At 40.0% G+C, this 12,821-nt stretch carries 8 protein-coding genes and 4 pseudogenes; all 12 read left to right on the top strand.

Translation table 11 applies throughout. From position 1 onward, the window contains the following. The first annotated feature begins 101 nt into the window (after positions 1–101). The 12 genes and pseudogenes from GRQ40_RS16090 (at position 102) to GRQ40_RS18650 (ending at position 11,449) form a co-directional block, all read left to right on the top strand. A complete protein-coding gene (locus GRQ40_RS16090; RefSeq protein ID WP_159720366.1) occupies positions 102–698 on the top strand; it encodes a hypothetical protein in 597 nt (198 codons plus the stop codon). 108 nt (positions 699–806) lie between these two features. After that, a pseudogene (locus tag GRQ40_RS16085) lies at positions 807–1,814 on the top strand (RHS repeat-associated core domain-containing protein); the annotation flags it as partial. Positions 1,815–2,386: 572 nt separating this feature from the next. Then, positions 2,387–2,679: pseudogene (locus tag GRQ40_RS18655) on the top strand (transposase); the annotation flags it as partial. Between the two features lie 125 nt (positions 2,680–2,804). Beyond that, positions 2,805–3,458: a hypothetical protein gene (locus GRQ40_RS16080; RefSeq protein WP_159720365.1), complete on the top strand. Its 654-nt coding sequence runs from the start codon at positions 2,805–2,807 to the stop codon at positions 3,456–3,458. 380 nt (positions 3,459–3,838) lie between these two features. Next, on the top strand, positions 3,839–4,519 hold the full coding sequence (locus GRQ40_RS16075) for a hypothetical protein (protein WP_159720364.1): 681 nt from the start codon (positions 3,839–3,841) through the stop codon (positions 4,517–4,519). A gap of 188 nt (positions 4,520–4,707) precedes the next feature. Beyond that, positions 4,708–6,279, top strand: a pseudogene (locus tag GRQ40_RS16070) (RHS repeat domain-containing protein); the annotation flags it as partial. 19 nt (positions 6,280–6,298) lie between these two features. Beyond that, entirely contained in the window at positions 6,299–6,637 is a 339-nt protein-coding gene (locus GRQ40_RS16065; RefSeq protein WP_080859627.1) for an Imm8 family immunity protein, read from the top strand. Positions 6,638–6,917: 280 nt separating this feature from the next. Then, a complete protein-coding gene (locus GRQ40_RS16060; protein ID WP_236546464.1) occupies positions 6,918–8,330 on the top strand; it encodes an RHS repeat domain-containing protein in 1,413 nt (470 codons plus the stop codon). Between the two features lie 15 nt (positions 8,331–8,345). Beyond that, a complete protein-coding gene (locus tag GRQ40_RS16055) occupies positions 8,346–8,915 on the top strand; it encodes a hypothetical protein (protein ID WP_159720362.1) in 570 nt (189 codons plus the stop codon). A gap of 116 nt (positions 8,916–9,031) precedes the next feature. After that, positions 9,032–9,964: pseudogene (locus GRQ40_RS16050) on the top strand (RHS repeat-associated core domain-containing protein); the annotation flags it as partial. Positions 9,965–10,097: 133 nt separating this feature from the next. After that, positions 10,098–10,526 (top strand): WapI family immunity protein, encoded by a 429-nt coding sequence (locus tag GRQ40_RS16045; RefSeq protein ID WP_044744790.1) that lies wholly within the window; start codon positions 10,098–10,100, stop codon positions 10,524–10,526. 212 nt (positions 10,527–10,738) lie between these two features. Continuing rightward, the gene (locus GRQ40_RS18650) at positions 10,739–11,449 is read left to right on the top strand and encodes an RHS repeat-associated core domain-containing protein (RefSeq protein ID WP_236546463.1); all 711 of its coding nucleotides are present in this window, start codon (positions 10,739–10,741) and stop codon (positions 11,447–11,449) included. Positions 11,450–12,821: the final 1,372 nt, after the last annotated feature.

Here is a 12,821-nt window from a genome sequence, read left to right as displayed (position 1 = left end):
GTGCGTGCCAAGGACAAAAACTGGCATGGATGGACGGCAGAGTATTTTCCAAAAGGACATAAAGGCGCCGCACCTTTAAAAATTCGGTTAGGTGATAAAGAATGAACTTGAAAGAGCTATTTATTAAAGACGAAAAAGAGTATTTAGAGATAAAAGAAATTTTAAGTACAACATTTCAGCTTCAACGTGAATTGCCAGACCAAGTATTCCAAAGGGGGTATGGTAGTTTTCTTTTTGGAGAATATAACCATCTATTTAAAGAAGAGTTTTGGAATAGCATTCAAGAGTTATCTAAAGTATCAGGCGATTCATATGTCTTATTAGCAGAACTGGAAAATTACTATAACGAAAAAATGGGATGGTATGAATGTGTTAAAATTCCGATTGAACTCACTTATGAACATTATTTAGACATTTTCAACATGGAAGAAAGCGATAACGGAAAATTTGGTTTGGTTCATTATGGTTTTTATTTCGTTTTTACTTCGCCGTCTTTGCAATGGGGAATTTGGGCGGAAAGAGATATTGAAACTTATGTGTTTTCGTGCAAAGAAAATTTTAAATCTAAACTTGCTGAAATTCGATTGCCAGGCGCTTTTCAGTTAAAAGAGGTTACCAATCATATTAATTCAGTCTATTATGACGAGGAGGAGGCTAAAAAGTTTTGCGAGAAGTTATTAAGGAACTACAAAAATTAGGAATTTGTAGATAATACCATTTCAAAAATTAAAGGGTGAAGACAATTTTTGAAAAGCAGGAGAAATTCTATTCTCTTGCTTTTCTATTTTAATTATGGTGCCAGGCATGTGTCGGGAAAAGGCGAAAGCACGCCGTTTGTCACCTACCAATATGACGACGACGGCCGCCGCATTCAAAAGAACGTCAATGGCGTGGTGACGAACTACCATTACCAAGGCGACAGCCTCAACGTCTTATATGAAACCGACGCGAGCGGAAATGTGGTACAATCATATGTATACAGAGAAAACGGCCAGCTGTTGGCGATGAAAAAAGGCAGGGCGACGTATTTCTACCACTACAACGCGCATGGCGATGTCATCGCGTTAACGGATGCGCAAGGAAACGTGGTGGCCCGTTACGAGTACGACACATGGGGCCAACTTCTTTCCCAATCGGGTGAGATGGCAGACGAAAACCCATATCGTTATGCCGGATACCAGTATGACCAAGAAACAGGTTTATATTACCTGATCGCCCGTTATTACCACCCAACCCATGGTGTGTTCTTGTCCATGGACCCTGATCCAGGAGATTCGGATGATATCTTGACGCAGAACGGCTATACGTATGCGAACAACAACCCGGTGATGTTGGTCGATCCGGATGGGCATTTTGTGTGGATGGCGATTAATGCGGGATTTGCGGCGTATGATGGGTATAAGGCGTATAAATCGGGAAAAGGATGGAAAGGTGTCGCGGTCGCGGCGGCGTTTGGTTTTGTTGGTTTTGGTGGCAAGTTTAAAGCTGCCAGTAAAATTGTTAAAGCTATACATGGTAATAGTCGATTATCTAAAAGGGTTCATCATGGGTATGAAATTTACGAAATAGTCAATGGTAAAAAACGTATAGTAAAAGTAGGGATTAGTGGTGCGAAATTGAATAAAAACGGTACATCCCCTAGGGCTAACCGTCAGATTAGCAAGTGGAATAAAAAGATGGGATATCAAAGATATTATGCTCGAATTGTTAAGAAAAATATTTATGGAAGAGAAAAAGCTCTAAAGTGGGAGAGAGGAAGGGCTTATGCAGTGAGAAATGCAGGGGGTAACATGTATCTTCATGTTAGACCGTGACTGTTGATTGCAAAATAAAAATGGTTCTTACGCTCTTTTAGTGATAACTCAAAACATGAGCGAAATCAAGTAAATCTCTCATCGTGTTTCGGATGATTTACTTTCGGATGATCATGAAGAAATGAACAGTAACTTGATCATTCTAGCTGTTGTTCGTTATTTCACTAAATATTCGTAAGAACCATAAAAATACAGAGCTTTGCAGATAATTTGACTTGTGCCAGCTCTACATGGAGTGGTGGGCGTAGTATAGTAGGCTTGTTGGGTAAAGCCAGCCCTTGATATGGCTGGCTTCCTAGTCTTTTGTTTTTTTGGTCACGTCTATAGAGGTTCCATGTTAAGTTGCAATTCTCTGTAACCTTCTTTGCAAAACTCTGTATCACGCATGTTGATTATCCAATAAAATCCATATAAAACATAGAAAAAAGCACAGCCTTCCTGTAAAATGTAAGTGATCGAACCAATAAACCTGGGAAGGCGATCTCTCTACACAAACATATCACACTCGGCATTTGACGTAAAAAATGATTTCAGATGAATCTTGGTCTAATCTCCTTTTTTAACCATATCCTTCGGTTCTTGTGCATTTTACTGGTCAACCCGGAACGAAACAATCCGGATCCAAGAAAAGACATCCAGTCGTCATCTTTCAAGATGCGAACGGTTATGAGACTCGGGTGGTGACAAGCATCTAGATGTATTGGCCGAAAAGAACGCGGAGATGTATCAAGAACGTTGGAGCATGGAGGTGTTTTTTCGTTAAGTGAATCCATACTTCAACGTGCTAACAGTATTCGGTACGGCTGAAAACGCTGTGTACCATCAGCTCTTTGCGCCCTTCATCGCTTATGTATTATTAAGATGGCAGTGCCTTATTTGATAATGTCTTAATTCACAGAGGGATATGTATAATTTTGGATAATCAATAGCCATGACTCGGGATTTTTTCTATGAGGAAAGTACGTGATAACATAAAGAGGGGAGCAAGCCATGTTACTAAAAACATTCTTGTTATTAGGAGAAGAGGAGATAAGTGACGTTCAAAAAAGTTTTTCTTTTCAAACTAGATGTATTACCAAATTATATGAAAGGGTTTTTGAAAAAAAATATCAAACTGTTGATTGCAGGCAATTAAATTTTCATTGTGGTCATTATCCCGAGATGCGTCTGTTAGAATGTTTTGATGGTTTTTGTCCAATTTTAGTGCCGTATAATATTGAACAATTTCTAGAGTATCCAGATAACAGGAAGAAAGTTGAAACTCTAGAACTGTTGAAGAATAGCCTGGATTTTGTTATTGTAGAGAAAAATTGGGATCCTACTCCTTTTCGGGAAGCTTATGAGAGGGTAAAGGAGTTAAACTACATGAATGAATTCATATGGGGCAAACCAAAATTTAGTCCAAATAAAAAATATAAAGCGGAGGTAACCTGTAATCACGATCTGTATCATTTTACAATAAAGATAGTCATTAAAGAGAAAAAAGGTCAAGTATTGTTTGAGAAAGAAGTAGTATCAACTAAACCAGATGAACTTATTTATGATAGGTTTTTAGGCCATTTAAAGTGGCTAAGTGATGATGAAGTAGCACTGTACGAGAAATATTCAGAGCGATACGTTTCTGTAAAGTTAAGTGATGTGTAAACGAGGATGAGTGGGATATGATTAAAGTTGATTCATTTTTCAAGACGTAAGCAGTGTAAATTAGTGCGTTATTCCAGAACAAAATATCCATTTTTTATAAATTTAAAACAGACTTTTGCGTGTTCATCCAGCAAAAGTTTGGAGATTGTGCAAATTTCTTCCCTTCTGTTTACGGAAAAACCGTTTTAGTGGCTTAATATGGAGTCTTTGTGGACATGTTTTTAGTGAAAGGGATGAGCAGGAACCGTTATTTCTCTATAAATATATCTGCTGCTCCGTTTACAGCCTGCATGTTTTATTTTATAAGTATACTACCACCTTTCTTGCTATATAGTTATAAGCGATCACGTCCTTAGTAGACAAGAAGAAAGGGTGATTAAATGATAAATATTCATTTTCAGGATTGGGGGGAAAAACGTCCTAAAAAACACTATAATCGTATCCACGAAATGAGAATTTTTGAGTTGATCTTTTCAAATAAATTAAGTGAATTAGGAATGAAATTAGGAAAATTTGAAAACATTATCGTTTATTGTTTGGCTGATCCAAATAAGAGAACGTCTTATGAGGAAAATCATGCTTTACAATCGATTAGTGTATCGATCCCTGATGATTTTATGGATTTTTTAAATTTAGACTCTGCTAATGCCAAGTTTCAAGCTTTTTCCTATTTGGTTCATACTTATATTAAACCAATTTTAGAAAGATACTCGACATTGCCACAATTAACAGTTTCAGAATGTGTGAAGAAGGCGCTTGAACAAATTATAAAACAAAATTACGAAGTGGTTTTTCTAGTTGGAAAAACTCCTAAAAAAAGTCCAGACCGTAAGAAATTAGCGATTTTAAAAGGAATTCACCGATTAGAGGGATTTCAGTTAAGATGTGAGGTCTATAACGAGAAAGGTCTTAAAATTATGGATCAGATATTAGTTCGTGATGTTGGAAACGAAATTGTGTATTCAAGATACCTTGGGGCACTCAAATGGGAAAACGATCATCACATCGTTGTAAAATCGAGTTCAAGCAATTGGATGGCGGAGATTCATGTCGAAGATTAGAAAACCATAATTAGATAGTAACGGTTTCATGCAAAGTAAGACTGGCTCTTACGTTCTTTTAGTGGAAAAACACGAGGTAATGGAGAATTCGGAGTTAAAAATAATGATTTACACGCTCATTTTCTCCATTCTCTTCTTCCTTCACTAAGGTTACGTAAGGGCCGTTTTTTTGTCAAAAAACATGTTTTGTCCAATATTTACAAGACAGCACGACGAAGCCCAGAAAGTTTGATGAGAAGAACCGTGTGACAGAGCAATCCGACCGCGGTGGAGTCCAAAAATGGACGTATCCGACCACCTCGGATAAATTGCAACAGTTCCTGTTCTCGCACGGATCATTCAGCCAAACCGTCACCTACCAATACAACGCGTTGGATCAAAATACGGTTGTTCAAGATGGAACGTATACGTACCGTTTGGATTATGACGAAAGAGGCCATGTTCGCACGTTTACCACCGGAAATGAAGCGGGTGCCACCTTTACGTATGACGACCGCGGCTTGGTGAACAGTCTGGTGGTGGGAACGGCGAACGGAACCGAGTTATTGGCGGAAACGTACCGTTACGACGAAAACGGCAATCGGACCCGAATCGAAACGTCGAACGGGGACGTCACGGTGTACAGCTATGATGAGCTCGATCAGTTGAAGACCGAACAATGGCCAGATGGAACGACGATCGAGTATACGTACGATGGATTCGGGAACCGGACGAAAATCGTGAAAACGAAAGAGGGATCATCGACGACGACGACGGCCGATTATAATGCGGCGAATCAATTGGTTCGTTTCGGCGATGAAACGATCACGTATGACGCGAACGGCAACCGATTAGAAGACGGCCAGTATCGATATGAATGGAACGAAGCGGATCAATTGGTTTCCGTTACAAGAAAAGGCGAAAGCACGCCGTTTGTCACCTACCAATATGACGACGACGGCCGCCGCATTCAAAAGAACGTCAATGGCGTGGTGACGAACTACCATTACCAAGGCGACAGCCTCAACGTCTTGTATGAAACCGACACAAACGGAAATGTGGTGGCCCGTTACGAGTACGACACATGGGGCCAACTTCTTTCAAAATCCGGTGAGATGGCAACCGAAAACCCGTATCGCTACGCGGGATACCAATATGATGAAGAGACGGGACTCTACTATCTGATCGCCCGATACTACCACCCGACCCATGGCGTGTTCTTGTCCATGGACCCTGATCCAGGAGATTCGGACGATATCTTGACGCAGAACGGCTACACATATGCGAACAACAACCCGGTGATGTTGGTCGATCCGGATGGGCATTTTGTGTGGATGGCGATTAATGCGGGATTTGCGGCGTATGATGGGTATAAAGCCTTTAAAAAAGGCGGTTGGAAAGCGGCGGCGATTGCCGTTGGCGTGGGACTGGTTGGCGGTGCGGCTTTTAAAGCGTATAGAATTTATAAAGCGAGAGAAACAGCCAAGATTATGAAGATTTTATTGGCGGCTAAGTATGGAAAAGGTAACACTACTATAGAAGTAGGGAGAGTAAGTAAGAGACTAGCAAAAAAGGCTGGGAAAGCATGGGTTGGATCAGGGGCTAAGCCACTCTATAAAAATGGTAAATGGATAGGATATAGAAGTAAAGATAAATCTAAAGTATTTAGAATGCAGTATAAGAAAACAAGAAGGGTATATCAAGCGAATTTTGAGGAATTTTATAAGAGTCCTATCAACAAGAAGACATATAAGTTACGAAATGCACACTTGAATTTTTAGCATGGAGGGAGCCATATAAATGATAATTCCTGAATTATTTTGTTTAACGATAATGGATGAAGACTGGGGAGAGGAGGTTGATGATTTTTGGATTGAAATTGAAGCAGATATTGGTATAAAGGGGGACTCAGATTCTGCTGAAGTATTTACTGTCTATGTTACAAGTCCAAGAAGGTTAAGGGATATGGTGGAAAAGTCAGGGTTGGAGATAGCTAGGGGATTGTTTATAATGAGAGACTTTAATATAAAAAGTGTAGAGGAGCGTCTCAAAAAAATACTTGCACATTGTTCAAGAAAAACGTGGAACGAAACAGCTTTAGCTATTAGTCGGTACGCTATTTGGGAGTATGAAAACTAAGTCGAAGTATAATGGGGAATTTTTCAGATATATAAATCCAACCTATTTTCCTAACATGTCGTCTTGTTAACGTGAGGGTGCTTTAAAGATAGCATTGTTCAAGCCTATCTTGACAGAAACACAGAATATTGATGGAGCCTTTTTATGAAAAATTTTCATTTAGAGCTCACAACCTACTTTAAGGTTTGTGAGCTTTTATTATCTGAGAGTGAGAAAGAATAACAACTAACTAGAGAAATGTAACCAAACAAAAAACATGGATTATGACGAGAGAGGAAACATTCGCACGTTTACCACCGGAAATGAAGCGGGTGCCACCTTTACGTATGACGACCGCGGCTTGGTGAACAGTCTGGTGGTGGGAACGGCGAACGGAACCGAGTTATTGGCGGAAACGTACCGTTACGACGAAAACGGCAACCGAATCCGCATCGAAACGTCGAACGGGGACGTCACGGTGTACAGCTATGATGAGCTCGATCAGTTGAAGACCGAACAACGTCCAGATGGAACGACGATCGAGTATACGTACGATGGATTCGGGAACCGGACGAAAGTCGTGAAAACGAAAGACGGATCATCGACGACGACGACGGCCGATTATAATGCGGCGAATCAATTGGTTCGTTTCGGCGATGAAACGATCACGTACGATGCGAACGGCAACCGGGTCGAAGACGGTGAGTACCAATATGAATGGAACGAAGCCGATCAGCTTGTCGCTATCACTCGAAAAGGCGAAAGCGCGCCGTTTGTCACATACAAATATGACGACGACGGCCGCCGCATTCAAAAGAACGTCAATGGCGTGGTAACGAACTATCATTACCAAGGCGACAGCCTGAACGTCTTGTACGAAACCGACGCGAGCGGAACTGTGGTACAATCATATGTATACGGAGAAACCGGCCAACTGTTGGCGATGAAAAAAGGCGGGGCGACGTACTTCTACCACTATAACGCCCATGGCGATGTCATCGCGTTGACCGATGCGCAAGGAAATGTGGTGGCTCGTTACGAGTACGACACATGGGGCCAGCTTCTTTCAAAATCCGGTGAAATGGCAACCGAGAACCCGTATCGCTATGCGGGATACCAATATGATGAAGAGACGGGACTCTACTACTTGATCGCCCGTTACTACCACCCAACCCATGGCGTGTTCTTGTCCATGGACCCTGATCCAGGAGATTCGGATGATATCTTGACGCAGAACGGCTACACATATGCGAACAACAACCCGGTGATGCTGGTCGATCCGGATGGGCATTTCTTCTGGTTTGTAGTTAACGCTGGGTTTGCGGCGTATGATGGGTATAAGGCGTATAAAACTGGTCGGGGATGGAAATACGTAGCTAAGAAAACCGCCCTCGGTGCGATTGGTGGGGGAAAATTAAAACTTGTTAGACATACAGGGAAAAGCCTTAAGTTTGTATGGCTTCTTGGCAAAAATGCTAGAAAACATCGGACTAGGATTAATACCGATTTACCTGGTGGCAAAGCAGTAGCTAAAAGTATATTTAGGCATTTAACAAAAGGGAAAAAAGTCATTCAAAAAAGAGATGGAAATTCTGTGAGAAGGTATACATCTGATAATAAATATCAAATTCGATATAAAAAGCGAAAAGACGGAACATGGAAGATAAATCTAGATTTAAAACGTGGTGGAGTTTATGAGGATATACATTTTTAAAAGGGAGGGGTTCCATTGTCATCGGTACCACATTACCTGATTCCGATCCAAGCAAAGCTTGATGATTTACGTAGGATTTCCCAATCACAACATATACGAGTATTTGTAAGTTGTTCGGATTTAGATCCTGACTATCGGGAAGCTTTTAGCTGCACGCAAGTCGTACTGCAGGTGAATCATCAGGAATGTTATGTAGTGACGGCGGAGCAAACAGAAATCGCTTATAAAGCGGAGATTGACCATCTGTTCATCAAAAAGGAAACAGAAATGCCAACATTACAATCGTTCAATCCTAAAGAGAAATTAGAGTTTATCCAGATAAAAGAAATGCAATCTCAAAATGGATTTCAGCTTAGCACTTTTTTAGAGGATGCATACTATTATAAAACGAACTCTAATAAGCTAGATTTCACTTTTGAAGCAGGAGCAGCTCTTATGTTAGCCAATCATAATGAAAAAATTTTCATTAGCCTTGGAAACACTCCGTATGTGCTCCTTACGACCTCAAACATTGAGGATATTCATAAGATTTTATTAAAAAGGGAGTTAAAGCCTTATACATTACAGATGAAACCTAGTATTTAAAAAAAGAGGAAGCGATCTTTTGGTTAGCATCGCAAGAACGGCGTCAAAGTGTTTCTTGGTCAGAGGTTATCCCGGGGTTTCGGGTATAACCTCTTTTTGTTATAAAAATACGATGACGCATTCAAAAGAACGTCAATGGCGTGGTGACGAACTACCACTACCAAGGCGACAGCCTCAACGTCTTATATGAAACCGACACAAGCGGAACTGTGGTACAATCGTATGTATACGGAGAAAACGGCCAGCTGTTGTCAATGAAAAAAGGTGGGGCGACGTACTTCTACCACTATAACGCGCATGGCGATGTCATCGCCTTAACCGATGCGCAAGGAAACGTAGTGGCTCGTTACGAGTACGACACATGGGGTCAAATTCGTTCCGAAACGGGCGCCCTAGCAGACGAAAACCCGTATCGCTACGCCGGATACCAATACGATGAAGAGACGGGATTGTACTACCTCATGGCCCGTTACTACCACCCAACCCATGGTGTGTTCCTGTCCATGGACCCTGATCCAGGAGATTCGGATGATATTTTGACGCAGAACGGCTACACATATGCGAACAACAACCCGGTGATGCTGGTCGATCCGGATGGGCATTTTGTGTGGATGGCGATTAATGCGGGATTTGCGGCGTATGATGGGTATAAGGCCTTTAAAAAAGGCGGTTGGAAAGCTGCGGCGATCGCCGTCGGCGTGGGACTGGTTGGCGGAGTTGGATTTAAAGCAGGTAAGGTACTATATCGAGCTTATAAAGTGAAGTCAACTGCTAAAAAAATGAGATTTGATAGCACGGCATTTAAACATATGCAAAATCGGGATCGCTATGTTCCAAGACAGATTTTAGCAAGGGCAATCGTTTATAGGAAGAAATCTAAAGATGGGGCCAAAGGCTATAATAAATATACCGTAGCCATGCATAAGTTAGAAAAAGCAAGACACTCCATAGGCGACCCTAGAAATTATAAGTATAAAAAATATAAGTTGACAGTTGTGTATAATAAGAGAGCTAAGAGGGTGCGTCATTTTCACTATGAGCCATATTAAACAACGAATATAAATTATAAGTATAAAAAATATAAGTTGACAGTTGTGTATAATAAGAGAGCTAAGAGGGTGCGTCATTTTCACTATGAGCCATATTAAACAACGAATATAACCGGCAGAAAGGATGTAAAGCATGAAAATATTTGTATGCGAGGAAAATCCGGACCGAAGTCTAGAGTTAATTATCACAAACTTTGAAAATGAAGGAGATCCGTTTTTTGGTGGTTGCTATTTTACAGGAAAAGTAAAGCTAAAAGGTAGTGGGTTTGCAGCGGAAACGGTTCACTTCCATTTTGACAATCATAATATCTTTCGCTTCTATGAAAGTTTAAGGAAAATATACAGAGAACAAGAAGGTAAAGCAGTTTTTCATTCAGAATCTAAAGAACTAAATGTGACAGTGCATATTCATAATAGTGGTGAAGGAATTGTACAGATTCAGTTTAAGGATTTGCACAGCGATGATTCCTTTAGTAGCAGCTTATATATCCATCTTTCTACATTACCATATATTCTTGAACAACTGCGGCACCATTTAGATATTTTTAAATACTGTTCATAGTTATATCCTTACGAGTATCCTGATGAAATTAGACACTCGATAGAAGAACAAGTTTGACGACACGCTTATTTTATATTATAGCGTTGTCGTCTTTTTAGTTAGACCATTGATAATAAAAAGGAAAATAAGACTAGTACGTTCTCTATGAAACCGAAGTCAGTGATGCTCTGTTAAAATGATATGTATACAGAGAAAACGGCCAACTGTTGGCGATGAAAAAAGGCGGGGCGACGTATTTCTACCACTACAACGCGCATGGCGATGTCATTGCGTTAACGGATGCGCAAGGAAACGTGGTCGCTCGTTACGAGTACGACACATGGGGCCAAATTCGTTCTCAAACGGGTGCCCTAGTAACCGAAAACCCGTATCGCTATGCGGGATACCAATATGATGAAGAGACGGGACTCTACTACTTGATCGCCCGTTATTACCACCCAACCCATGGTGTGTTCTTGTCCATGGACCCTGATCCAGGAGATTCGGACGATATCCTAACCCAAAACGGCTACACATATGCGAACAACAATCCGGTGATGATGGTCGATCCGGATGGGAAATATGCTATAGTTCGTAAGTATATAAATAAGTATGATAGGGAATTTACAAGATGGAGCAAAAATAAGTATGTATCTAGAGAAGTTGGTAAGGGTGCTGCTAGCGGTGCGGTAAAAGGTGCAATTTTCGGAGGTTTAGCAGGTTCTGGATGGAGTGCGTTTATTAAATACATTAAAGTGGGAAAAGCTTTCGGAGGATTAGTCGGTAAAAAGACAATACCAAGAGTGGGGGCTATGGGAGGAGCTGTTATAGGTTATCATTTAGGAGCATCTAAAGGAGCTATTGGGGGTTATGGAAAACACTTGTTCGGGAAATTTTATGTTTGGAGCAAAAGTAAATATAAAAGTTGGAGAAAAAATAGATAGGATCTTAAAAATTGTAAAGTAAGTAATCAAGGGGAGTGTATATGATTAAAATAAGTATACGAAAGGGTGAAGGGATTGTATTTACTAATATTTTGTTTCCTAAGTATAGGGATTACTTTGACTACTGTTTCTATATATAAAGTTATACAGGAAATCAAACGAGAAGAATCTAGGATTGGAAAATTACAAACCTTTCTACTAATCATATTTGATATATTGATTGAAAATCCAATCTCTGGTACTGCAATTGCCTTTTTATTTGGTATGGCATCACTAGCTGCGGGTTTAATTTTTTTTGTTATTAGTTATGTTTGATATGGCTGTATAACTTTAAGTAATCTAAAAACTGCGAAAATGATTTGTCTCAAAGTCTTTTCACAAAAATATTAATTAGGAGAGGAAAAGAAGTAAAGTTCTTTTCTAGTTATTCTATTATAATTATTAATGCACCCATTGAGGGTGCTTTTTCTTTATTTACAACAAAAATAGATTTTGATATGAGATATGATATGAATTATATCATAGTACAGATTTGTGTGGTTAAATTAACATTTCTGAAAATAGAATAAGCGGAATGTTAACAACGATTTAAAACTGGTTCTCCTGCAATTTTGGTGGAGAAATCAAGCATAGATGATGTGGTTGTCAATATTTTTATAAAAAATGTTAAATGGATTGATAAAGAACTCTTTTGCTGAGCAAATCGAACTTGGCTTCTCCCCCATACATTTGCCGTTTAATGACTAGTCGATTTACTTGTCGCTAGTGCTGCCACATTTGTTATAGGAAGCAGGAGGGAAGTTGCAGGGAAGGTTTTATGTAAGGGTATACGTAAATCACCTAGTTCTTTACTAAAAGGACCATCTAATACCCACGTATATGTTGGAGTAAGGAATGGTAAAATTAATTACGTTGGTATTTCTAAGAATCCGGCTAAGAGGGCAGCACAACATGGTAATAGATTTGACCGACTTGATGTTTTAACACATAAACCATTAACAAGAAGGCAAGCAAGAGCTATCGAGCAAGCTTTAATAAACAGGAATCCACATTTCAGTATAAAATAAATAGTATTAGTCCAAAACGAAGCTGGTATAAAGAGGCAGTAGAATGGGGAGAAGCTTGGTTAAGAAAGCGTGGCTATTAAGGAGGTACATGCAATGGAATTAATAAAAATGAAACCTTCTGTGACCGTCAAGTAAAATTGAACAGTTTTCGCTAAATAAGAGTGAACACTTTTCTGGAAATTCCAGCGTAATCCCTATCACTTGACATGGAGCCTCTGCGTACAAGATATTTCCTAAAAAGCGAGCAACAACAAGAATCAGCCGCATGAAACGAGGCTATCATGTACGCCACTCCATGTAAAGTG

Origin of the sequence: Anoxybacillus sp. PDR2, assembly GCF_009834045.1 — a bacterium.
GTDB lineage: Bacteria > Bacillota > Bacilli > Bacillales > Anoxybacillaceae > Anoxybacteroides > Anoxybacteroides rupiense.
Note: the sequence above shows the minus strand (reverse complement) of the source record. Positions and strands in the feature narration are given on the sequence as shown.